Source organism: Candidatus Berkiella aquae (assembly GCF_001431295.2).
Taxonomy (GTDB): domain Bacteria; phylum Pseudomonadota; class Gammaproteobacteria; order Berkiellales; family Berkiellaceae; genus Berkiella; species Berkiella aquae.
This window is the reverse complement of sequence record NZ_LKAJ02000001.1, coordinates 1,708,672-1,733,283: the sequence shown is the minus strand read 5'-3', so window position 1 is coordinate 1,733,283 and position 24,612 is coordinate 1,708,672. Positions and strand designations below refer to the sequence as shown.

The window sequence follows — 24,612 nt, the reverse complement described above, 5'->3', positions numbered from 1 at the left end:
GTTAACCATTTATAGTTATAAGTTAATCAACTTATTTTGATGCAGGAGCAACAATGTTAGGGAAGAGAACACTATTCTTGGGCTGTCTTTTAGGTGGGAGTCTTGCTTTCGGCGCAATGGCTGCTGGTACACAGGCGCATTTTCTTTGTGGTAAGACGGAGGTAACAGCCATTTTTCAGGGTGAGAAAGAGTTATCGCTCATGATCCATGGCGTTAAACATGAATTGGTCGCGGTGATGTCAGGTTCTGGCGCAAAATATGAAACCCCTGAAGGAATAAGACCTTCTATTATGTTTTGGAACAAAGGAACGCAAGCGACTATCGAAGTGGCCGGAAAAGCAATGCCACTTTGTCATCAGATGCAAATGGGGATTCTTGAACAAGAATGGCAAGTGGAAGAAATCGAAAATTTCTCTATTAAAAATGCCAAACTAACTATTCGCTTTGATAAAGATGGAAAATTATCAGGTTCTTCAGGTTGTAATCGTTTTGGTGGTAGCTATCAACTAGAAGATGAGAAATTGGCTATCAAAGATTCATTATATTCAACCAGAATGGCTTGCGCGGAAAATGATTTAATGAAACTGGAAACGCATTTCTTATCATTACTGCCAACCATGACTCAGGCTAAATTGAAGAGTAATAGTGAATTATTGTTGTCGAATGAGAAAAAACAAACGATACGATTGGTGCGTTAGGGGTGTTGATTTTTATTTATTAGCGGCGTAGCCGCGTAGGATAATAGCCCCGCGTAAGGAACATTCGCTCTAGCGAATGGGCCGCAACGTGGGGTTTATGAGTCAATCCCCCCCCACACCAAGCCCCGTAGGGGCGCAGGAAAAATTCGACCCCTCGACTTGTAGATACACCTTCCAGACTCGATATATTGCAAGTAAACAAAATAACTTAATTGCTATACAATAATAAGGATAATGACTTGAAATAATCGCTCTGCAGGAGGGTGGATGCTGAACGTTGAGTTCTATAACTATGTGAATGAGCATTGCACCCATAACAAAAAACGAGACGGCACGGTGGTTACGGCGGCGGATGCGCTTGAATATGCGCAAAAAGGCAAAGAATTTTTAAACCGCCTGCAAACCAATTCGCTTACGCAAGAAGATTTAAGGCCACAAGCGCGCGCCGAAAATATGGCGTATCTACAATGGTATTTAATTAAATCTAGCTTTGATGAAGGGAAGCCTTTTGGAAAAGGTACCTTTACGCTTTCATTCGACGATCCTAAGATAACAGAACAACTTTATATCTATTTTAGAAGTGAACGCGATAATTTATTTTCTGCGATCGCCGCGAAAAGTAGTTTGATACGAAGTTTAGAGACTTCTGAAAAAATAGCGTTAGGTGCCTTGTATTCTCCGGTTAATGCCCTACGAAACGCGCTTGATAGAACTGATAAAAATCCAACCTATAGTAGAAGTTCTTCACATTTTAATAAAAAATTGAAATATCCTGAAGATGGTCATTATGGAATTGATGCTAAATTTTCTTCAGTTCCTTTGCCTTGGAAATTCAAAACATCCTGTTTTGGTTTATGTGAGTCTGGGAATGAGACATCATTATATATCAAGCCAGAATCAGAAGGCGCAGATGTGCTGCGAAATTTTGCAGGATCGGTAAAGCATGGATTTAATTTTTTAAAGGTCGTTTTTAGCGAGGCAGACTCGCAAATAGGATTAGAAAGATTTGCAGAGAACAAATTTTCTGATATTGACAAAAAAAGAATTCTCAGAAGGTTAGCGCAAGATGGGATTATATTTGAAAATGAACCAATCAATTTTGATCAAGTAAAAAAGTATTTGGAGAAAAAATGTGCAAACCAAGAAATCAGCAAAGAACAATATCAACAATATAGAAATGAACTACAAGCTTATCTGCTTGAAGAATACCACAATGTAAATCAAGTCGGGAGCGAGCGTAAATTTAATGTTAAAAAAGATGGAGCAATCCATAGCATCATTGCCAACAGAGACAGAAAAAATGCAATGAGCAAGAATCCTTTGAACAAAAAATCTTCAGCGATAAGCAGTGTGGGAACACATCGCTTGAGCAGACTTTCAAAAGAAGAGCAACTAAAAGAAGAACTAATTAAAATTATTGTTAAAACTTTATATACTAAAGACTTTAGCAGCACTCAGGAATTTCTTGACAAATTAAAAAGCAATCATCCAAACCATCCAATGCTAAATGAATTAAAAGTGGATAACAAAGATGATAAATACGGTATTTTAACTTTAACGCTTAAAAATACGCCACCAGCATCTGATGTCGAATTTAGATTAAAGAAAAAGAATGCTTATGGTGGCCCCAAAACCGAAGATTATTTAGATAGAGTTAATTTAAAAATGGATGCGGCGATTGCTCTGGCAAAAGAAAACCCTGTGTTACAATCTAAAATACCTGAATTAGAAGCCCAAAGACGCTATTTTGTTGATCAACTAGAGAAAGATTGTCATCTAGATCATCTTATATTAGGTGAATTGAATAAATATGATCCTCGTGTTAAAGAAGAGTTTGATACAAAACACGAAAAAGCGCTAGCGCATATGGCTGTATTAATGACATTGCTTACAGAAACACTAAAGCAAGAAGATAAATCACCTGAACAAATAAAAGCAGATCTTTACAATAAAGAAAGAAATATGATGTCTCAAAGAAGACCAGAGCGAGTCACTGTACGCAAGCTGGACAGCCAGTATATTGAAGTCAATACCTCTACGCCTGTTAAGAAAGATAAAACCATTTCTAGCGCAAAGAAAGATGAAGTAGGCGTTGCTAATTGGGTGAAGTCAACAAACGAAATTTATTCAAATACTGATGGAGAAATAAATCGTATCCATCAAGATGAGGGATATCGTTCCGCATCGATTATACCTCATGAACTTATTAGCAAAGGTGAATTTACCCGGATATTGGCAATTGAAGTAGCAAGAAGAAATGTTGTAGAAGATATTTTGCCACAACTTGCCGCTGAGCTTATACAAAAAGGAAAAGATGGTAACCCTTTAGTCATTAATTATGAAATGCTTACTTTGTTATCACCTATTCATAAAGTGGTCGATAGGAAGGATACGAATAATCCGGATGCAACACAATTTTCAGCCATTAGAGCCGCTATAAATCATTATGATGGGCGAACATTTAACATCAAATTACCTGATGGCACAACTAAGGAAATAACGTTCAATGGAATATATCATAATTATGGTGCTAATTTAGCTCGTGGCTTTAAAATTGAAAACGCTACTAATAAAAAAGCATATAATCTCATTTTAGATAGAAGTGTGCAAAACTTATTAGCACAGAAGGAATCGGCGCGGTTTCACAATTTTCTCAAGGGTATGCCTGAATTTACTAACAATGAAAAAGAGAAAATAAATGCAAATAAAGCACGACTTAAAGAATTATATGAGCAAATTGAGAGAAAAGAGTTACTACCAGAAGAACATAATAAACTTGTTAGCTTAAATACAAAACGTTTAGAAAGCGGTTTGTCAGAAGCTGAAAATGAAGATTTCGATAAACTATCTGCTCAGTTTAATGAGTACAGAGAGTTTAGAAAATCTTTAATGAAAGAAGCAAGAGCACTGGAAGTAAACACAAGACATATTCATGTTGATCTAGCAAAAAGAAGAGCAAGCCATTGCGAACAAAACTATGAAAACCTTAATGCAAAGCTAAGTGTGATGGAACTAATCAATGATCCAGAGCAAAAGAAAGTTGTTGATCATCTTCGAGCTTTAATTGAGTTCACCCGATTGGCAGAATTAGGCTATGACTCCAAAATTGGCATTACCAAGACACTATTGTCAGGCAAAGATATAAAAGAAACGAATAAACGAAATTATGAAATTCAAAGTTATATTCAGTTGTTGAGTGTTTATAATGATTTCACTTTTCATAAAACGTGTAAAAGTGGAAAAGATCGCACCAATACAGCAGAAGAAAAGTTCAAAGCTAAAACCTATATGCATGTAAAATTGGGTAGAATTCCGAAATATAAAGAGGCGGAGAGTATTAAAAGAGCAGAGCTCAATTCCTATGAGAAAGGCTACTTACAAGGACCTGGCAATGATATTTGTGGCGACAACATGAGGCCAGGTGCGCAGCAAGTGGCGGCTAAAGATGTTGCAACAGATACATTAGATATTAGACCTGTTCAAGCAATGGCTGGTCTACAAAAAGGGATTGATTCACTAAAAGCAAAACCGGAAGATGTTGTAAAAGCCAAATCAGCATTGAAATCATATCGAAATGCCTCAGCAGAAATAGACTCTCGACCAACACAAGAGAAGCCAGCCAGACCACAAAGTCCACGGCCACAACCATTTGTTTCACATTTTAAAGGTCAGACAATTTTACATGCGCCCATGGAGACAGCAAAGCCTACGGTTATTATGAACGTACCACAACTACCTAGCCGGGTGTTGTATGAACAATTAACTTCGTTTAAAGAGATGAATCAATTATCACATTTTGGCATTAAGGACTTTCAATTACTTGATGATCCTAACAAATCAAACTCAGGGTCGCATCATTTAACAATCAACATGTATAGTACAGTGGATAAATCTGCAAATGCCAAAATAACACAAGTGCATGCTGAAGCGGATCTAAATTCAAACGGAATAACTTATAGCATCGATAAAAATCAACCTCCCGATGAAAAGCAACAAACCATTGAGCAAGTATGTAAATTAGCTGTTGCTACCGCAAAGCCGGGCACGGAATTTAAAATCACAACAAAAGAGCCTGAAAGATCGACAACACAAGCCGCGCTAGATATGGCGTTATTAGCTAAATACCCTAATCGTTATGTGCGAGGGGAATTCAAGGTACCCACTACTGAGAACAGTACGCCTAAAGTGGGTATGTAAATCTTACCTTAAAGGGTTAAAAAATAAGTACTTTTACGTGGCTTTACATCCGTGTACACGTAGCTGTATCTCTTAAATATGCCCTCTAAAAGTGCTAAGATATTAAGTAGGGAGTAATAAACAAGAGGAGGGAGAAGAGATGAAACGTTTATTCCTTCTTGTCCCCGACTTAAAAGTAACCAAGGAAATAGTGCATGAATTAGAAGCAATTGGTATTAATGATTCTAATGTGCATGTTATGGGGAATGCTTCAGAAACGTTAAAAAAAGAACATTTACATGAAGCAAATTTAATACAAACAACCGATTTGATCCCATCTTTAAAACGAGGGGCGATGATAGGTATCGCACTCTCCATTGTCATGTGTAGTGTATATGCGTATGCATTAACAACAGACGGCGAGATACACCTTTTAGTTATCGCAATTCTCGTGCTGTTTGGATTACTTTTTGGAGCATGGGCAAGTAGTTTAATTGGTGTGAGTGTCAAAAATCCCATCGTCGAAAAATTTAATGATTACATCAAAAGTGGTCATTACATCATGATGGTTGATACTCCACCCGAGAGAGAAAGCGAATTGAGTTCTCAAATTATCAGCCATCATCATGATGTCAAATTAGTTGCTGTTTAATGGTTGGTAATACATCTTTCCAGCAGAAGCTGGGGATATTGTGTCGTCTTATTCCAACCACTTATCTCTGCTGGGGCATTTAATACAAATAATTTTCACTTAAATCAATAGATTATCCTCTGTGTTGTTCTTTATTTAGGACTTTATCTTATATAAGTTATAAGGCTTATATAATATGATTCCCAAGATATTTTGAAATTGAATGTGACCGGGGATATCTTATGAGCGCAAATGGCGTAACGACTAGACCAGTTGAATTTACCCTTAACGATGAACAAGCCTATTTTAGGTTAACGTTAGAAAGAAATGCAGATGAAACGCTCAAAATTTCCCTTATCACAAAATTCAGTGCCGAAGGATTAGCAGCATTACAGCCCTTCATGAAAGTAAAATGGGGCGGTCAAGAATATTCATTTGAACCCACATCTGATCCTAAAGTGTATGAGATACCTGCATTAACAGCCATCAATGAAACAGAACATAGTGATTTTGAAATTTATTTAAAAGATAAAAATAATGTTTCAAGAACGCTCTATCAGGGGTTAAATTTAGAAGAAATTTCTCGTCCATCCGTTCATGAAATAAAAGCGCTAGCGAATACAGGCGTGCTTCCCGCAGTGACGCAAGATCCATCCAGCATTAGAAGAATACAAGTTGGTGGTAAAGTGGTGGGCAACTTACAAATCAAAACCGATTTGCATAGCCATTTAGCGGCAATTCCTACGGGATTAGAACTACTCAATATTGCAACAGATAATGGAACAAGGCCCTTTTTCTACCCTGCGAGATTATTAACGGATTCGCGGGTAGGAATAAGCAATACCGAACTTAAACAATATGAAGCATTAGCAACAAAGTCTCACGCTTTTCTTCCTGCGAAAATGCATTTAGAAGACGTTAAATCTTTAAAAAAACGGGGGATTGATGCAAATGTAAAAGGTATCGCAAATCAAGAATTTTTGGATACGGCCAAACCAGATGAAGAATATATTGATATTAATTCTCTCACGTCAGAGCATCAAGAAAAGCTGCTTAAATGGCTTTCAATTCCGCCAACGATGCAAATTACTTTTGATGACATGGAAAAGTATTATGATTACCGCGAGCCATTTACAAAAAATTTAGATTTTTTTGCTGATATATTAGAACTAGCCGCTCAAAATTTTGAAAAATCAGGTGTGACCCATGCTTCACTCTCCTTTTCAAAACGAGCTGTTTCACCAGAATGGTTTGCAGTGCTGGATACGGCTCTTCCTCAATTAAAAGCAAAATACGGCGTTACCATGCGATTTCTCGTTGGTATGACACGCTTACTATCAGAAGATGCGCAGCGTGATACCGTAGAAGAATTTAAACGAGTTGCTCATCATCCATATATCGAAGGGATGGACGTATTTGGAAGTGAAATCAATTCAACATGGGCCTTTTATCATGTGCTTGCCGATTTGGCAAAGTGGTGCCATGAAAATAATCTCAGTCATAAAGTTCTGCGAATTCATGCGGGCGAGACTTCCTATCATCCAGAAAACGTAGGTGCAGCCATGCACTTGGCTAAAGAAGGCAATATTCAGGTACGGATTGGGCATGGATTATTTGGAAGCTCAGATGATAAAGAAATCATGGATTTCTATATCCGAAATAATTTATCACACAAAGTTACAATTGAAATCAATCCAGATTCTAACTATGCATTAAATCATATTGATTCACTTCAAAGTTATCAAATGGCTGATCTTGCTCGTCATGGTATTCGCTTAGTTTTGGGTTCAGATGGTCATGGGTTGTATTTAACCGATGCTAAACAACTTTCAGATACGATTGCTCGAATGGATTTGCAAGCCCCATCCCGTGCAGCAGGCTCTCAACATGAATATACTCAAATTAGTGATTTGGTGAGAATATCTGAACGTAGAGAGATTCAAAAAATAAAGAAAGCCATGAGTAAAGATGAGAATGCATTTCATCATCAATTTATAACGTTTATTCAAAACCAATTAGTTACCCTTTTAGGCGAAGAACGTGAGAATGCAGAATGTTTATTAAATGGATACACCATTTCATGTTCATCTTCTAGTTCCTCTTCCAGTAGCGCTTCATCTAGTTCATCATCTTCGCAAGCGTTGGAGAAAATTCGACAACAATGGATCCAAAAGTTTGTCCGGCATCAAGCTACCCAATATCCTGCCTATACGCGATCAAAATCCTATGTTCCAACTGGGAAGCAAGCGCTTGACGAGATAGAGGCAAGAAGAGACGAACTTTATGATTCTTTTGGTGACAATAACACCTATCTTTTAGAAAATGAAGACGATTTTTCAAGATGTATTGCGGGCAAAACACCTATTTTAATCACGGGTGGTTTTGAAAGTGAAGAAGATCTAAGTTTAGCGCAGTTAGAGATAATTCGAGATTCAATTAAGCAATTAATTGAAAATAGTGACCCTGAAAAAGTATGCTTCATTACGACCGGAACTAATTTAGGTCTACAAAAGTACTTACATTCCTTGATTCAGCAACAGACAAAATGGAGAAAACATTTTGATGTGATTGGTCTTGTCGCTAGCAGTGCAAAACCCGATAGTATTTCTCCCGTATTATCGCATGCCATTTTAGGGTACAAAAAGTGGTTTGATATGCATGGATATATTGGAGAAAAGCTAGAACAGAATCCTCATTTAAAAGTCGTTGCTATTGGTGGCAATATGTTAACACGCCATATCATTCAGACTTGTCTAAACGTCAGAAGAAAATGCCAAATGGAAGGAAGGCCTGTAGGTGAGGTGTATTGTGTAAACGATATTCCCGGGGCTTCACAAGATAAGTCTGGCAACTTAGAACCTGGGTTCTCAGTGACTTTGGATGAAATGATTTCTAAGCTTCGATTATTGTCCCCTGAGAATGATGAACATCGTCCTAGAAGATCAAAAAGTTCAGGCACCTTAGGCAGTTCAAGCAGTGCAAGCAGCTCAAGTCATGATTACGAATTATCTGAGAGAATCGTGGATGAACAAGATAAAAAAATAAGAATTTATAGCGAGATCAATGGTCCAATGGGAGCCGTTGACACGGCTGATCAAGCGCTATTTATGGCTCGCTATTTAATTAGTAAGGGTGTGATGGCGGATATTAAGGATTTAGCAGAGACCTTAAAGGAATTTATTGCAAGAAGTCCAGAAATTGCCGCTAAAATGCCTATTATCGACGTGTTTATGCAATTAGAGGTACAAGGCGATATGCATTTCTTAGAAGATTTTAAGAAAAATCTTCTAAGCCTAGGATTTGAGCTTCCTGTAATTTTAGATGATATCCTGAAGGGAAGACGATTTGCTGCTATTGTCGAATCCGCAAAAACATCACAAATTCCTACTGATAGAATGACAGCAGCAGGCAGGGGAGCTAAAGTTGGTCGTGGTGGATCGCTTGACTTAGCGAAGCAAAATCAAGTCGCGAGAAAAGCGCTAGACGAATTTCAAAGTACAAAAGAGAAAATCATCAGTTACGCTGTGATGAGAAGATCCATAGACGAAATGCCATCAACGGTTAGTAAAAATCGTGAAATATTTGAAGCAAAACCTCCTACTACCCCTGTACATGGTCAACGTACCAGATTATTTTCTACGCATGCACAGCTTTCGTCAGAAGACCTTGGTATTCCTTCGCCAAGTCCAGAGATCCGTGACAATGAAGCGACTTCTTTACTACGTGGGCGTAGAAGAAGGACAGGGGTAGGGTAAATTACCGAGAAACGAAGACGCAAGCAGGGTCCGTAGGAAAAGTATGGACATTCTCGTTCTATAATGAGATTTAATCCTAGTTGTTGCACTTTCTTCTAATGATGGTTCGTCTTTGCGAGCAAAAGACGCAGAAAAAGGATGAAAGAAGTGATAAGCATAACGTCTTTTGCGCGGCAATCCATCTTAAAGTCTTTCTTATTGCACGACGTGAACCGGAATTAAAAATAGATTGCTTCGCTACGCTCGCAAAGACGGTAGTGGTCCAGGGCTTGCCCGCGGGATCCAGAATTCCTTACCACCTGTCCTAAACAAAAGTGGGTCGAAAAAGGAAATCATTTAAAAATTGTTCATAATACGGCAAACTGTTAGTTGAGCATAAATAAACCATTAATTTTTTATCGTCCCAAACATCATTAAATAATTGTTCAAAACCATATTCTAATGCTATAAATTTAGTTGCAGGAATATTTGTGGTATTAGGTACAATTACATTTCTTCCAAAAACATGCATTACACCGCCATTAATCGTATCCAATAAATTTTGATCTAATTGATACATTAAACCCCCAATGTTAAAAATATTCATAATCTAAATTATCAAAATAAGTTTCTAAATACATAGTGCATGCATTTTCATTCATAATGAGGAAAAATTGATCAACAGAGCAATTTCCTGTAATGACACGTTGTAGATTGCTATCTATAATATGGTAAGCAATTAAAGGAATATTATCTTGCGGAACAATATAAACCTCACCATTATCAAAAGTGAGGGAGCCACCACTTACTTTCTTCATTTCATTTTGATTTAATATTTTCATAACTTCATTATTTTCCAAAAATTATCTCTGATTTTACCTGTGTCATTTAGAAATCTAACAATATAAATTATGGTAATTATACTGATTAATTCAGGTAAAAAAAATAAGAAGTAAAAATAAAGTTACAATAAGTCAAATTACTGAATGTTCGTATGCAAATGATTGATTTAGAACTTTAGTGTAGGTTTGTGCATGCTCGTCGGTAGGGTTACATCTCATGAGTGACCAATTGCACCTGGTATGATTTGCAAATTCTCAAATCTATCAGGAGGATAGGTTGCGCTTAATCCTCCTGATGCTTCGCTCTTTACAACAATGGCGAAAACTATGCAAATGCCTCAATCGCTGTTAAATATTGCTTCTTTTTATTAGCATCGATAAAACTCGCATGAATGCTATTCTTTGCTAATTGAATAATGTCTTTAGCCGTTAAATCAAGCGCTTTTTGTGCCGCCAAGAAATTATCAACCATATACCCCCCAAAGTAGGCTGGATCATCAGAATTGATGGTCACGCATAATCCCTGTTCGAGTAATTGCTTGAGGTTATGATCTTGCATCTTCTTAAAAACGCATAGTTTGATGTTCGACAATGGGCAAACGGTGAGGGGAATTTGTTTTTCACGTAAAAATGCCACGAGTTCTGCATCTTCAACGCAGCGTACACCATGATCAATGCGTTTAACATCCACTAGATTTAATGCTTGCCAAATATAATCTGCAGGGCCTTCTTCACCGGCATGAGAAACCGTCAGGAAACCTTCTTCGCGTACTTTTTGAAAGACTCGAGCAAATTTTTCAGGGGGATTGCCTGCTTCACCGGAATCTAAGCCAAACGCGCTGATCCAATCACGGTAAGGCAGTGCTTGTTCTAGGGTATTAAAGGCAGATTCTTCACTTAAATGTCGCAAGAAGCAGGGGATCAATTTAAAACTGATACCCAATTTCTTCTCGCCATCTTGCAAGGCGCTATAAATCCCTTGGATAGCAACTTGGAATGGGATCCCGCGGTCGGTATGGGTTTGGGGATCAAAGAAGATTTCCACATGACACACATTATCTGCATGAACACGTTCTAAATAAGCCCAGGTCAAATCATAAAAATCTTGTTCGGTGCAAAGTACATTAGCGCCTTGATAATAGATATCTAAGAAAGATTGTAAATTGGTAAATTCATAAGCTTTCCTAACGGCTTCAGGATCTTTAAAAGGCAATTTTATATTATTGCGCTGCGCCAGTGAAAACATCATTTCAGGTTCAAGGGTACCTTCGATGTGTAAATGTAATTCTGCTTTGGGGATTTCCCGAATAATCTGTTCAATGCTTTTCATAAAATTTTTTGATTACCTGCTATCCTGAATAGTGATGAGGAACGATGTTTTTATATTCAGTTGATTAACATAATTGGATAGTTATGCCACGGACGGCAACACTTAAACAGATAATATTAATTACCTTTAGCTTGTTGCTATCGCATTGTGCTGTGGGCCCCAATTTTCAATCGCCCGATCTGCCACCGGTGGATGATTATACCGAAACCCCCTTACCAAGAGAAACGGTCTCGACGAAGGGAATGCACGGTGGTAAAAAGCAGCATTTTGCTTATGGTGAAGATGTTTGTGCGACTTGGTGGGAACTTTTTCATTCACCTGCCTTAAATGAAATGATTCAGCGAGGCTTTGATAATAGCCCCACTTTAGATGCCGCTAGAGCAGCCTTAGTGCAAGCGCAGCAAAACATGCGCGCGCAGTGGGGCGCATTATTGCTACCCGCATTAAGTGCCCAAGGCAGCGGACAGCGCCAGCAGTTTACCGGCGCATCATTTGGTTCACCGAATAATAATCCTACTATTTTTAATATTTTTAATGCTCAAGTAGATGTCTCTTATACCTTCGATATCTTTGGGGGTTCAAGACGAGAAATTGAAGGGCTATGTGCCCTCATTGATTATCAACGTTTTCAATTAGAAGCAGCCTATTTAACCATTTCAACGAATATTGTTACCTCGGTTATCACCGAGGCATCCTTACGTGATCAAATTCAAGCAACGAAAGATTTAGTCCAGTTTCAAGAGAAAATATTAAATATCACGAAAAAACAATTTGAATTGGGCGCGCAATCACGCACCGCGGTTTTAGCCCAAGAAACACAATTAGCCCAAACCAGTGCCTTATTGCCTCCACTTGAGAAGAGCTTGGCCCAAACACGACATACACTGGCTGTATTGATGGGTGAATTCCCGTGTGAAAACACCGCCCCTTCATTTAATCTAGCCTCATTGACCTTACCTGCAGAACTACCGATAAGCTTACCTTCTGAACTTGTCCGCCAACGCCCGGATATTCGAGCCTCCGAAGCCTTATTACACCAGGCAAGCGCACAAATTGGCGTTGCAACCGCTGCTTTATTTCCGCAAGTGACTTTAACAGGAAATGTAGGCTGGCAAGCGAATCAATTAAACGATCTTATTGGACCACCCACCAATATTTGGAGCATTGCAACCAATATAGTACAACCTATTTTCCAAGGTGGCTCTTTAATTGCAAAACGTCGTTCTGCGATTGCGGCTTACGACCAAGCAGAAGCACAATATAGGCAGGTGGTTTTACAAGCATTCCAAAATGTTGCCGATACGTTACGAGCATTAGAATCCGATGCGCAAGCCTTAAATATCCTAACACAGGCTGAAAATGCGGCACGAGATACTTTAAAACTGACTGAAGAACAGTTTCGTTTAGGTGCCGTTAATTATGTGAATTTATTGGTTGCACAACAGCAAGTACAACAAACGATGCTTAATCGAATTCGAGCACAAGCATTACGCTATTCAGATACAGCAACACTCTATTCCGCATTGGGCGGTGGTTGGTGGAATTTCTAACAAAGAGGACAAACAATGCGTAAGCGCATGTTAATCATGTTAATTGGTCTTGGCATCTTATTCGGTGGTATTTTTGGTTACCATTCGTTTAAAGGCTATATGACTAGAAAATATATGTCATCTATGGGGGCACCACCGGTTGCCGTTGCCACCATGACAGCTAAGAATGAAACTTGGCAGAGTCGAACCCAAGCGACAGGCAGTGTTAGAGCCATTCGCGGCGTTGATGTAACAACCGAAATTGCGGGAATGATTACGTCTATCGAATTTAAACCGGGTACACAAGTTAAAAAGGGTGACTTATTAGTTCGTTTGAACGATGATACAGAGATTGCACAGTTAGAAGCATTACAAGCATCTGAACAACTAGCGCAAATTAATTATGATCGAGATTATGCTCAGCTTGCCTTTCAAGCCGTCAGTCAGTCTACCGTTGATGCCGATATTGCGAATTTAAAGAATTTAAAAGCGCAGGTAGAACAACAAAAAACGATTATTGAAAAGAAACACATTCGTGCTCCTTTTTCTGGAAGATTAGGGATCTGCTATGTTAACCCAGGGCAATATCTGAATCCAGGTGATAAAATTGTCACCTTGCAAACATTAGATCCGATTTATGTTGATTTTTATTTACCTCAACAAACCTTAGTTGCTGTGACAAAAGGACAGAGTATTCAAGCGACATCTGATACTTATCCTGGAAAAACCTTTACCGGCAAAGTGACAACGATTAACCCTTTGATTGATGTGACGACACGTAACGTGCAAATGGAAGCAACAGTTGCTAATCCTAAGAATGAATTAATTCCAGGGATGTTTGCCAATGTTGAGATCACAACGGGTAAACCAACTCCCTATTTAACACTACCCAAAACAGCGATTGCTTTTAATCCTTATGGTGAAATTGCCTATACTATTCAAGAACAAACCGATAAATCAGGTAAAAAAGTCCAAACGGCTCATCAAACCTTTGTGACAGTCGGGCAATCTCGCGGTGATCAAATTGCCGTATTGAGTGGTTTAAAAGAAGGCGATACCGTTGTGGTGAGTGGTCAACATAAGCTGAAAAATGGCAGTGTTGTGATCATTAATAATTCGACCATGCCCAAAAATAATCCTAATCCCAAAACAACCGATGAATAGTTTAAGGACCGTTGCATGCAAATAACGGACATATTTATCAAACGACCTGTGCTAGCAACGGTTGTGAGTTTGATGATTTTGGTTTTGGGCTTACGTTCAATAGGATCATTGCCGATTCGGCAATTTCCCTTTACCGAAAATGCGGTTATTACGGTAACCACCGTTTATACCGGTGCTGATCCGGCGTTAGTGGCGGGGTTTATTTCAACGCCATTAGAGACCTCAATTGCGCAAGCAGAGGGTATCGATTATTTAACCTCCACCAGTACACTTGGGGTTAGTACCATCCAAGCGAACCTGAAATTAAATTACGATCCTAGCAAAGCAATGACGGATATTAATACCAAAGTTAATGCGGTGATTAACCAGCTACCGCAAGAGGCTCAGCAACCGACCATTACCGTTGCGGTGGGTCAAACCATTGATGATATGTATATCGGTTTTTATAGTGATGTTTTACCCGCGAATAAAATAACCGATTATCTCATTCGGGTCGTACAACCAAAATTACAAACCTTAGATGGTGTGCAATTAGCTGAACTTTTAGGACAGCGACAATTTGCATTACGTGCTTGGTTAGATCCCATTAAAATGTCAGCATTGGGGGTTACGGCTGCTGATGTTGCTTTAACGCTCTCGAGAAATGACTTTATCTCTGCAGCAGGGCGCACCGATGGTCAAATGGTGACGGTTAACCTGATTGCTGAAACCGGATTACATTCCGTTGATGAGTTTAAAAATCTAGTCATTAAGGCACAAAATGGCGCCATTGTGCGACTGCAAGACGTTGCCAATGTGACTTTAGGTGCGCAAAATTATGATTCATCGGTTAGTTTTGATGGTAAAGAAGCGGTTTATATCGGTATTAAAGTCGCGCCTGCCGCTAACTTATTAGATGTGACAACGCGGGTAAGAGAAGCCTTTCCTAATATTCAAGCACAATTTCCGGAAGGCTTAAAAGGTAATATTGTTTATGATTCTTCTAAATTTGTGAATAGCTCTATTAATGAAGTGATTCATTCCTTAGCGGAAGCCATTATCATTGTAACGGTCGTTATCTTCTTGTTCTTAGGTTCTTTGCGTTCAGTGCTTATTCCGGTGATAGCGATCCCTTTATCGCTGATTGGTACTTTCTTTATGATGTTAGCATTGGGCTTTTCTATTAACTTGCTAACCCTGCTTGCTTTGGTATTGGCAATTGGCTTGGTAGTCGATGATGCCATTATTGTTGTTGAGAATGTGCAACGGCATATCGAAGAAGGAAAATCTAAACTTGCTGCAGCGATACAGGGAGCTAGAGAACTTGCTAATCCCGTAATAGCGATATCGGTTGTGTTGATTGCTGTTTATGTTCCCATTGGCTTTATGGGAGGATTAACTGGCGCATTATTTACCGAGTTTGCGTTCACGTTAGCAGGATCGGTAGGTATCTCTGCGATTGTGGCGCTCACACTCTCACCCATGATGTGCTCAAAATTTTTAAAATTGCCTGATAAAAATCATGGGGATTTTACGCATTTTATTGATAAGCAATTCGAAAAGCTACAAAAGCGCTATGAAAATCTACTACATGGTAGTTTAAATTATTTACCGGTGGTGGTAGTCTTTGCCGTTGTTATTTTATCAAGTAATTATTTTTTATTTATTACGGCAAAAAGTGAATTAGCACCGCAAGAAGATCAAGGCATTCTGATCTCGATGTTAACAGCAGCTCCTAATGCGAATATTGACCAAACTAAGCTATTTTCTCGTTTGGTTTATGAAGATTTTGCCAAATATCCTGAAACGGATCATATATTCCAACTTGATGGGGTCAATGGTTTAAATTCAAGTATTGCCGGGATGGTATTAAAACCCTGGGATGAACGAAAAAGAACGGCTGATCAATTACAACATTTAGTACAAACCGAATTATCAACCATTGCAGGATTACGCTGTGCGGTATTTCAACCTGCGCCATTGCCTGGCAGCAGTGGTATGCCGGTAGAATTCGTGATTGGGACAACAGAAGATTACAGCTTGTTAAATGAAGTGAAAGAAATGGTGATGGATAAGGCGCTTAAAAGCGGGATGTTTGCCTATCTTGATCCCGATCTGAAAATTGACAAAGCGCAAACCACCATTGAATTAAATCGAGATAAAGCTGCTGAACTAGGTTTAACCATGCAGGATATTGGTAATGTATTAGCCAGTAGTTTAAGTGAAAACTATATCAACTTTTTTAGTCTTTCCGGTCGCTCATATCAAGTGATCCCACAAATGAAGCGCGTTGATAGACTAAATGAAGCACAATTGCTTGATTATTATATCACGGCATCCAATGGTGCTTCTGTGCCACTTTCAACCATTGCCAATATTAAAACCACAGTCGTTCCGGAATCTATTAATCACTTTCAGCAAATTAACTCAACAACCATTTCTGGGGTGCCGATGCCGGGTGTTACGGTGGGTGATGCCTTAGCGATGTTGGAGCGTATTGCAAAAGAAGTTTTACCCAGTGGTTATAATGTGGATTATGCAGGACAATCAAGACAATATAAACAAGAAAGTAGTGCATTAATTGTTACCTTCTTTTTTGCTTTGATTATTATTTTCTTAACACTCGCTGCCTTATTTGAAAGTTTTCGCGATCCACTTATTGTTTTAGTCAGTGTTCCCATGTCAATTTGTGGCGCAATGATCTTTATTAGTTTAGGTGTGGGAGGAGCAAGTCTTAATATTTATACTGAAGTAGGGCTTGTTACCTTGATTGGACTTATCAGTAAACATGGCATTTTAATTGTTCAATTTGCGAATGACTTGCAAATGGAAGGCAAAAAAATGCGTGAAGCCATTGAGTTGGCTGCTGCAATTCGTCTACGTCCGATTCTGATGACGACAGCTGCCATGGTATTAGGTGTTATTCCCTTAATTATTGCAACCGGAGCCGGGGCGGTTAGTCGTTTTAGCATTGGCCTTGTGATTGCCACTGGCATATCCATTGGCACCTTATTTACTTTATTTGTCGTGCCCGCGATGTATTTGCTGATAGCAGAAGATTTGAGTGATAAAGCGGCAGAACTTGCGGCTGAAGGCGTAGCCACGCCGTAGCCTATCAAGGCGAAGGTGGGGAGAGAGTCCAGCGTAAATTTTAAGATCCCCTCACCCTCCGCGCTTTGCGCGTCGACCTCTCCCGGAGGGAGAGGTGATAAGAGATCCCTCGTAACACGGAGTATGACGGGCGAGGGATAGTATTGTGAAAATCCAGCCCTATAAATGAAAAAGGCGGACATCCGGCTTCGCCTAAGGCTACGCCGGACAAGCAAGAATGGAAAAAGTATTAAGCGATGGCGTCGAGATAATATTCAATGATACCTGAATCGTGTGCTTTATGAATTAATGCCTTACGATTTTCGCAATTAAGTTTAGCTTTGATACGATTAATATAAACGTCAACAGTTTTGGTCGATAAGCCTAATTTATGGCTGATCTCAGTATTAGAATACCCTTGAATCAATAAACGATAGCTTTCAGATTCTCTTTCGGATAACAAATTGAAAGGATAACTTAATTCGTTTAAAAACCCTTCAATTAAAGGAAAGCTTTCTTTATTGTAAACGGATTTACGTAATTCAGGATTATCTAAAACCATGCCTGAAGGAGGTAAAATTCTTTGTTTATCCGCAATCTGGATAATATCATCAGCATTTTGTACAAAGTATTGTGAGAAACGCTTTAAGAAATTTAAATTATTCATGTAAAAATCGATAACATGTTTATATTCTGGGCGTGTCGCAAATGAGAATACTTGTGTTCTGTCATGGTGATGTTTTACATGAATGATACCGTTTCCGATATTAAAATCGCGAGCAACATCGATTTGCCCTTGGGGTAAAATGTTATCCCACAGATACCAACCGGTTTCTAAATGGAAACCACAGAATGGAAACTCGTTTTCAAACCAAGATTCATAGAATCCTGAATGTGTATGTAAACTAAAACCTGAGGTATCAGGATAATTTACGCCATAGCAAAAATAGCTAATTGCGCCAAGCTTAGTTAAAGGGGAAAGCAACTTTTTCACATCGGCTTCAGCTTGGTAAGAAATATGATTTTCGTTTAACTGCATATGGCCCTGCTAATTAAGAAATAAAACTGACTCAATTGTATAGAATTACCTATTCCAAAGCAACTGCTTTTAGCTGTTTTTTTGTTATTTTTGGTGTCGTTATACCCCTAAAACCTGGCATATACAACAATAAGGATGTGTTAGCCGATGAATGACGGAATGTATGCAATTTTGAGCGCATTTTAACGCATAAATATGCGTTTTTCTGTCAGGAAAATGATGACGTTGATGAATCATAATAAGCGGAAAAATCACGTTAAGTTACGCATAATTAAGAAACAAATGCATATACAGTAAATACTAGGATTTTTATGGCAGGAAAGTCTTAAGTTATTTGCAATTACATTGTTTTAAATTCATCAAGACAATAGACAATGCTGCAAGTAAATTTGCAGCAAGCTGAAGCGATAGGTGCAATTGAATGAATTACTTTCCGCGAGATTTACGAGGCTTGTCTCGTTGTTCTTTGCGGGTATCACTAACGCGTTTAAGTTCTTCGTCTCTTTTTCTATTTAAGTTGTGGTTATGATCGCCACCCGGTGTATGGTCGCTTTCTTCATGATGTGAATCTGCTGCTTCTTCATGATCAGGTATGTATCGCATAGTAACCCCACTCTAGAAATCTATCACTATGAATATCGGCCAGAAATAAAAGTCCTATATGACAACTTTCTGAGTATATTATCAGTATTTGTGGTAAAAAAAGTAGGAACAGGAAAGCCTACTCGCATCTTTAAGAATAATGTGTATAAATGAGTTTTGGCTGCTGGTGTTGCTAAATATTGAGTTTGGAAACTAATGAAAAAATGGATTTTGTTATTATCTGTTCTTACTAATATCGCAACTGCGGCTCCCGTTGAACGGCCTCCAAAAATTGGTTTGGTGCTCAGTGGTGGTGGTGCAAGAGGTGCTGCTCATATTGGTGTTATTGAAACACTCGAAGAAATGAATGTGCCCATTGATTTTATTGTCGGCACTAGCATGGGAGCCGTGATTGGCGGCCTTTATGCCTCAGGCGTTCCTATCGAACAAATTAAGCGCGATTTTTCAACATTAAAGTGGGATGAAATATTTAGTTACAATATTAGACGGTCGGATTTGTCTTTTCGACGAAAACTCGATACCGATATCTTCTTACTGAAAAATTTTATTAGTTACTCAGACGGAGCAATTCATATCCCAGAAGGCATTATTACCGGGCAAAGTTTATACGAAGTTTTTAATAATTATCTTTTACCTATTCAGCCAATTAACGATTTTAATCAACTTTCTATTCCGTTTAAAGCCGTTGCAACGGATATTGTGACCGGAAAAGCTGTCGTTCTTGAAAATGGCGATATGGCACTTGCTTTATTAGCCAGTATGGCGGTTCCTGGAATCATTTCACCGATTGATCAATGCCAGTATTTATTGGTAGATGGTGGTGTCAGTGCAAACGTTCCGGTTGAAATCGCTAAATCGATGAATCCCGATGTCTTGATTGTGGTCGATGTGAGTACCCCTTTATGGAAAAAATCTGAAATTATTGATTTAGCTGGGGTGTTAGATCAGCTTTCTAATATTCTGACTTATCGTAATATCGAAAAAAGCAAAGCATTATTAACGTCTAAAGATATTCTGATTGAACCGGCGTTAAAAGATATCGATACAACCGATTTTAAAAACTTTGAGCAGGGCGTGATGCCTGGAAGAATTGCGGCTGAAAATCAAGCTTCTCGCTTGCGTCATTTAGCCAGTCTGAGAAGAGAAGGCGTCAAAATGATGCCAGAACGAAATGATTTAGTGACTGTTGATGCCGTTGCTATTAAAAATATCGTTGTCATGGAGCCACAAACGTATTTTGATTATATTTATTTTGATGAAACAATCGTAACGCCTGAAGAAGTCAGCAAAAAAATTGACACACTTTATGGTTTAAGCATTTTCGATAGAATTCATTATACAATCCAAGATATCAGAAATGAGAGAACATTAGTTGTTGAGCCGATTGTTGATCAAGAAAGCCCGATTTATTTTCAGGCAAGTTTACTGTTAGATACCGATTTTCATTTAACCAATACTTTCGGCATTGTGTTTGCGGCGACTAATCCTCGGGCGAATAGCTATTTGGGGGAGTGGCGAATAATAGGGCAAATTGGTCAAGGCGAAGGATTAGCGGCTGAATTTTATCAGCCATTATCAAAAGATTTAGCATGGTTTGTGAATCCGCGAATTAGCATACAACGAACTCCCACCTATTTTTATTATGATTTTGATCTGATTGCAGATTTAGTATCAACAATCGATAAATTTGGTATTTTACTTGGCAGAAATTTTGGGCATTGGGGTCGTTTAAGTGGTTATTGGCAATTCGAATATGACGATATTAAACAAGAGACCGGCTTTCCTATCATTCAAAATCAATATGTCAGAAATGGCGAGGTTGGCTTATTATTTGAGTGGGATACATTAGATAATGTTTTCTTCCCGCGTCATGGTTTAAGAGGAAGAATTTTACTTGCTGATTTTGATCCAGCCTATGGTGGCGATAATAGTTTTTCACAATTCTCTATCCGTAATCTTGCTGCGGTATCAACGGGGAAACATGCGCTTGCTTTAGGGACAACTTATAATCGCACTATCCATAATGTGCCAACCTTTCCTGAAAAATATACATTAGGTGGACTTTTCGAATTAACAGGACTTTCAGCCAATGAACTGCTAGGTGATCAATCGGCATTGGTATCGGCAATTTATTTTTACCAATATAAACAAATTGATTTAATTCCGAATAGACCGGTATCTGTTTATCTTGGCGGTTCGCTTGAAGCCGGTAAAGTTTGGGATAATGTGAATCTTTCAAATGAAAGATGGGTAGGCTCTGGCAGTATCTTTGCAGCAGCGGATACTTTACTGGGGCCTCTGTATCTCGCTTTTGGTATGACGGATAATGGACATCGAGCAGCACACCTTGCATTAAGGCCAGCCTTTAGATAGCCGATATGTACTATAGATAAAAATTTGTATCTTAATAAGGAATATTCGATGTTTAAACCTTTAGGTGTATGTCTGTTAGGGCTGTCAATTTCAGCGGTATCAGTTTTTGCGAAGGAATCAGAAAATCTCACCGAAGAACAAGCTTTAAAATTAGGAACTGAAGTTTATATTTATGGTTATCCTTTGGTGACGATGGATATGACTCGTAAAGTAATGACCAATGTAGAGTCGGTTGAAGCAATGAAAGCTCCCATGGGGCAATTCGTGAACGCAAGAGAATATCCTAATGCTTCTTTTCGTGATGTGACTGCACCAAATGCGGATACCCTGTATTCCTCAGCATGGGTCGATGTCACAGAAGAGCCTTATATTTTGCATGTACCTGAAATGAAAGGGCGTTATTATTTAATGCCAATGTTAACGGGATGGACAGATGTCTTTGCCGATCCGGGTACACGTACAACAGGTGATAAGGCACAAGATTTTGCCATTGTTGGCCCCCATTGGAAAGGCACTTTACCTAAAGGCGTGAAGGAACTTAAATCAGCAACGAATATGGTATGGATCTTAGGTAGAACTTATTGCACTGGTACACCTGAAGATTACAAAGCCGTACATCAGATCCAAGATGAATATAAACTCATGCCATTGAGTGCTTATGGTAAACCTTACACACCTCCTAAAGGCAAGGTTGTCCCCAGCATTAATATGAAAATAGCGGTTCGCGATCAAGTCGATGCCATGACGGCCAATGCATATTTCAATAAGCTGGCAGAACTGATGAAGGATAATCCAGCCAAAAAACAAGATGCTGCAATGGTGGCGAAAATGGCAAAACTCGGTATTACACCGGGAACACCTTATGATTTTAGTAAACAAACTCCTGAAATTAAAAAAGGGTTAGAGCAATCTATTAAAGCAGCGCAAAAAGAGATCTCAGCACATGAAGCAAAAGCGGGTGTATTAAAAAATGGCTGGCTGTTCTCTACTAAAACTGGGGATTATGGTACAGACTATTTGCAACGCGCTTATGTGACCCTCGTAGGACTTGGTGCTAACTTACCCCAAGATGCTATTTATCCTCTAACGACGGTTGATAATAAAGGTGAGCCATTAAATGGCGCACATCGTTACACTATCCATTTTGCAAAAGGGCATCTGCCTCCAGTGAAAGGATTTTGGTCATTGACCATGTATAATGATCAGTATTTCTTTGTAGAGAACCCTCTTAATCGTTATACCGTGAGCCCTCGCAATGATCTTAAGCAAAATAACGATGGTTCTATTGATCTTTATATTCAGCATGAATCACCCGGTAAAGAAAAAGAATCTAATTGGTTACCGGCTCCAAAAGATAAATTTATTTTAATGTTTCGCTTTTACTGGCCAGAAGAAAGTATCATAAAAGGTACTTGGAGCCCACCTGAAGTAACTAAAGTGAATTAGTCAAAGAAAAAGCCGCTTCAAAGCGGCTTTTTTAATTCCCACTTAGATTGGTTGCACAACATACAAGTTTGATAAATAGCAAGACCAAAGATAACGCTTGTCATCAATTCATTGTTGTCGCAAAATTCTCTTTAATCTAAATCAAAGTTTACCCATACAAAGTTTACTATCTAGCTATAAGCGGAGATTATGTTGAAAAGGAAATCAAATATCGTTTTAAACGTGGCTTTAGGCTTGTTAATCGCAGGGCAGGCAAAAGCCGGTGGTGTTATGTTGTACGAAATAGGCTCTGACGATATTGGTCTAGCAGCTGCAGGTTATTCTGCAAGAGCACAAGATCCTTCAACCATTTTGACCAATCCTGCTGGCATGACAAGATTAGAAGGCAATCAGCTCTTTATTGGTGTCCAAGCACTTTATCAAGATGTTCGTTTGACACCCACCAGTGCTTCTCCTTTTTTAGGCACAGAAAATGGCGGTAATCCGGTTGAATGGTTTCCCGGTGGTAGCTTTTTTTATAGCCAAACGATAAATGATTTTATCAAAGCAGGTATCGGTATTTATGGCAATTTTGGCTCTAGTTTATCGTATGATGATGCCTTCGTCGGGCGTTACTCAGTGATTAGCAGCACCTTATTAGGCATGACCGTTCAACCCACAATCGCCTTAGAATTGGAAGGGGGCTTATCGGTTGGTGCAGGCCTTATGATCATGAATGGTTTTTATCGCAATAAAGTTGCCGTTAATAACAGTGCCTTTGCGGGCATACCTTTTCCTGATGGTCTACTTAAATTGTCTGATCATGCTTGGGCTGTTGGAGCAAATGTGGGTTTATTATATGAACCAACCCCTTGCACACGCTTTGGCTTAACTTACCAATCTCCTATTAAATTAGATTTTGCGGCAAGAACACATTACTTAAATACCTATCCTACAGTGAATACCGTGTTATCTAGCGTCGGATTATTAGATGCTAACATTGATATTGGTATTGAAGTGCCGCAAAGTACCATGCTGAGCATGTTCCATCAGATGACGGAACAATGGGCTGTTTTAGTCAGTGCAGGATGGCAAAATTGGAAACGATTTGGTCAAATTGAACTGGGTGTTAGCTCATCCGATGTTACTTCGTTAATCGTCGATCAAAAATATAAAGATAGCTGGCATGGTGCAATTGGTTTACAACATCAATTTCGTGAACGTTGGTTAATCAATATGGGTGTTGGGTATGATAGCAAGTTCCAAAATCCAGATAAAATTCCGGTAAATGTTCCAGTGAATGATGCTTGGCGCTTTGGTTTGGGCACTCGTTATGCCTATCGTAGTGATCTCGATTTTGGCCTTGCTGGAGAATATGTTTATGGTGGTAATTTGAGAGTGGACAACCATGGCTTAATTAAAGGCGATCTGGTTGGTACTTATAAACATGCTGCGGTTTATTTCTTAGGTCTTAATGCGAATTGGAAGTGTGTTTAATGTCAAAAATGGCTGTAGGGGATAAAATCCCCGATCTGACTTTTGAGAGTACAGATCCTAAAATAACCTCTTTTAAAGATCTGAAAGGGCAAAATATTGTTTTGTATTTTTACCCCAAAGACAATACACCTGGGTGTACCTTGGAAGGCAAAGATTTTCGCGATCTGCATGATGCTTTTTTAAAGGAGAATACTCAGGTTATTGGTGTTTCGCGAGATTCCCTAAGCTCTCATGAGAAATTTTGTGGAAAACATAGTCTTCCTTTTACCCTGATATCTGATAAAGATGAAAAAGTATGTAAAGCATTTGGGGTGATTATTGAGAAAAACATGTTTGCTCGGCTTATCTTAGGGATAGAGCGTACGACCTTTTTGATTGATACCCAAGGCGTTATTAAGCAAATTTGGCCCAAAGTAAAAGTGAAAGGGCATGCGCAGGCCGTACTGGATGCAATAAAGGCTGCAAACTAAAGCAGCCTTTTATATTCTATAATTAACATACC

At 38.8% G+C, this 24,612-nt stretch carries 16 protein-coding genes; 11 read left to right on the top strand and 5 right to left on the bottom strand.

Annotation, left to right across the window (positions count from 1 at the left end; translation table 11 throughout):
- Nucleotides 1–53: 53 nt before the first annotated feature.
- The 4 genes from HT99x_RS07705 (at nucleotide 54) to HT99x_RS07690 (ending at nucleotide 9,260) form a co-directional block, all read left to right on the top strand.
- A complete protein-coding gene (locus tag HT99x_RS07705) occupies nucleotides 54–698 on the top strand; it encodes an META domain-containing protein (RefSeq protein WP_075066682.1) in 645 nt (214 codons plus the stop codon).
- Nucleotides 699–965: 267 nt separating this feature from the next.
- Entirely contained in the window at nucleotides 966–4,895 is a 3,930-nt protein-coding gene (locus tag HT99x_RS07700; protein ID WP_075066681.1) for a hypothetical protein, read from the top strand.
- Nucleotides 4,896–5,034: 139 nt separating this feature from the next.
- A complete protein-coding gene (locus HT99x_RS07695) occupies nucleotides 5,035–5,526 on the top strand; it encodes a hypothetical protein (protein WP_075066680.1) in 492 nt (163 codons plus the stop codon).
- Between the two features lie 221 nt (nucleotides 5,527–5,747).
- Nucleotides 5,748–9,260, top strand: coding sequence for an amidohydrolase family protein (locus HT99x_RS07690; protein WP_075066679.1), 3,513 nt, complete (start codon nucleotides 5,748–5,750; stop codon nucleotides 9,258–9,260).
- Between the two features lie 304 nt (nucleotides 9,261–9,564).
- Here HT99x_RS07690 and HT99x_RS07685 read toward each other — a convergent pair whose 3' ends face one another.
- From HT99x_RS07685 to HT99x_RS07675, 3 genes are all read right to left on the bottom strand, one after another.
- Nucleotides 9,565–9,819, bottom strand: coding sequence for a hypothetical protein (locus tag HT99x_RS07685; RefSeq protein ID WP_139016612.1), 255 nt, complete (start codon nucleotides 9,817–9,819; stop codon nucleotides 9,565–9,567).
- Between the two features lie 13 nt (nucleotides 9,820–9,832).
- Complete coding sequence (locus HT99x_RS07680) at nucleotides 9,833–10,099, bottom strand: hypothetical protein (protein ID WP_139016611.1); 267 nt, start codon at nucleotides 10,097–10,099, stop codon at nucleotides 9,833–9,835.
- Between the two features lie 307 nt (nucleotides 10,100–10,406).
- A complete protein-coding gene (locus HT99x_RS07675; protein ID WP_075066750.1) occupies nucleotides 10,407–11,402 on the bottom strand; it encodes an adenosine deaminase in 996 nt (331 codons plus the stop codon).
- 92 nt (nucleotides 11,403–11,494) lie between these two features.
- Here HT99x_RS07675 and HT99x_RS07670 point away from each other — a divergent pair, with 92 nt between their 5' ends.
- The 3 genes from HT99x_RS07670 to HT99x_RS07660 are packed head-to-tail and all read left to right on the top strand — an operon-like array spanning nucleotide 11,495 to nucleotide 17,194.
- Nucleotides 11,495–12,961 (top strand): efflux transporter outer membrane subunit, encoded by a 1,467-nt coding sequence (locus tag HT99x_RS07670; protein WP_075066675.1) that lies wholly within the window; start codon nucleotides 11,495–11,497, stop codon nucleotides 12,959–12,961.
- 15 nt (nucleotides 12,962–12,976) lie between these two features.
- On the top strand, nucleotides 12,977–14,104 hold the full coding sequence (locus tag HT99x_RS07665; protein ID WP_075066674.1) for an efflux RND transporter periplasmic adaptor subunit: 1,128 nt from the start codon (nucleotides 12,977–12,979) through the stop codon (nucleotides 14,102–14,104).
- Nucleotides 14,105–14,119: 15 nt separating this feature from the next.
- Nucleotides 14,120–17,194 carry an efflux RND transporter permease subunit gene (locus tag HT99x_RS07660; RefSeq protein ID WP_075066673.1) on the top strand — a complete coding sequence of 1,025 codons (3,075 nt, stop codon included), beginning with the start codon at nucleotides 14,120–14,122 and terminating at the stop codon, nucleotides 17,192–17,194.
- 229 nt (nucleotides 17,195–17,423) lie between these two features.
- Here HT99x_RS07660 and HT99x_RS07655 read toward each other — a convergent pair whose 3' ends face one another.
- On the bottom strand, nucleotides 17,424–18,212 hold the full coding sequence (locus HT99x_RS07655; protein WP_075066672.1) for a LuxR C-terminal-related transcriptional regulator: 789 nt from the start codon (nucleotides 18,210–18,212) through the stop codon (nucleotides 17,424–17,426).
- A 426-nt stretch (nucleotides 18,213–18,638) separates the two neighbouring features.
- Nucleotides 18,639–18,815: a hypothetical protein gene (locus HT99x_RS07650; RefSeq protein WP_158003395.1), complete on the bottom strand. Its 177-nt coding sequence runs from the start codon at nucleotides 18,813–18,815 to the stop codon at nucleotides 18,639–18,641.
- 195 nt (nucleotides 18,816–19,010) lie between these two features.
- On the opposite strand from HT99x_RS07650, the gene HT99x_RS07645 reads away from it, so the two are divergent.
- The 4 genes from HT99x_RS07645 (at nucleotide 19,011) to bcp (ending at nucleotide 24,580) form a co-directional block, all read left to right on the top strand.
- A complete protein-coding gene (locus HT99x_RS07645; protein ID WP_075066671.1) occupies nucleotides 19,011–21,188 on the top strand; it encodes a patatin-like phospholipase family protein in 2,178 nt (725 codons plus the stop codon).
- Nucleotides 21,189–21,236: 48 nt separating this feature from the next.
- Nucleotides 21,237–22,634, top strand: coding sequence for a DUF1254 domain-containing protein (locus HT99x_RS07640; RefSeq protein WP_075066670.1), 1,398 nt, complete (start codon nucleotides 21,237–21,239; stop codon nucleotides 22,632–22,634).
- Nucleotides 22,635–22,823: 189 nt separating this feature from the next.
- On the top strand, nucleotides 22,824–24,110 hold the full coding sequence (locus HT99x_RS07635; RefSeq protein ID WP_075066669.1) for an OmpP1/FadL family transporter: 1,287 nt from the start codon (nucleotides 22,824–22,826) through the stop codon (nucleotides 24,108–24,110).
- The gene (gene bcp / locus HT99x_RS07630) at nucleotides 24,110–24,580 is read left to right on the top strand and encodes a thioredoxin-dependent thiol peroxidase (RefSeq protein ID WP_075066668.1); all 471 of its coding nucleotides are present in this window, start codon (nucleotides 24,110–24,112) and stop codon (nucleotides 24,578–24,580) included. Before HT99x_RS07635 ends, bcp begins: the two co-directional genes overlap by 1 nt.
- Nucleotides 24,581–24,612: the final 32 nt, after the last annotated feature.

Coding starts and splice junctions, on each gene's coding strand:
- HT99x_RS07705 (WP_075066682.1), top strand. CDS start 54: ATGTTAGGGAAGAGAACACTATTCTTGGGCTGTCTTTTAGGTGGGAGT.
- HT99x_RS07700 (WP_075066681.1), top strand. CDS start 966: ATGCTGAACGTTGAGTTCTATAACTATGTGAATGAGCATTGCACCCAT.
- HT99x_RS07695 (WP_075066680.1), top strand. CDS start 5,035: ATGAAACGTTTATTCCTTCTTGTCCCCGACTTAAAAGTAACCAAGGAA.
- HT99x_RS07690 (WP_075066679.1), top strand. CDS start 5,748: ATGAGCGCAAATGGCGTAACGACTAGACCAGTTGAATTTACCCTTAAC.
- HT99x_RS07685 (WP_139016612.1), bottom strand. CDS start 9,819: ATGTATCAATTAGATCAAAATTTATTGGATACGATTAATGGCGGTGTA.
- HT99x_RS07670 (WP_075066675.1), top strand. CDS start 11,495: ATGCCACGGACGGCAACACTTAAACAGATAATATTAATTACCTTTAGC.
- HT99x_RS07665 (WP_075066674.1), top strand. CDS start 12,977: ATGCGTAAGCGCATGTTAATCATGTTAATTGGTCTTGGCATCTTATTC.
- HT99x_RS07660 (WP_075066673.1), top strand. CDS start 14,120: ATGCAAATAACGGACATATTTATCAAACGACCTGTGCTAGCAACGGTT.
- HT99x_RS07655 (WP_075066672.1), bottom strand. CDS start 18,212: ATGCAGTTAAACGAAAATCATATTTCTTACCAAGCTGAAGCCGATGTG.
- HT99x_RS07650 (WP_158003395.1), bottom strand. CDS start 18,815: ATGCGATACATACCTGATCATGAAGAAGCAGCAGATTCACATCATGAA.
- HT99x_RS07645 (WP_075066671.1), top strand. CDS start 19,011: ATGAAAAAATGGATTTTGTTATTATCTGTTCTTACTAATATCGCAACT.
- HT99x_RS07640 (WP_075066670.1), top strand. CDS start 21,237: ATGTTTAAACCTTTAGGTGTATGTCTGTTAGGGCTGTCAATTTCAGCG.
- HT99x_RS07635 (WP_075066669.1), top strand. CDS start 22,824: ATGTTGAAAAGGAAATCAAATATCGTTTTAAACGTGGCTTTAGGCTTG.
- bcp (WP_075066668.1), top strand. CDS start 24,110: ATGTCAAAAATGGCTGTAGGGGATAAAATCCCCGATCTGACTTTTGAG.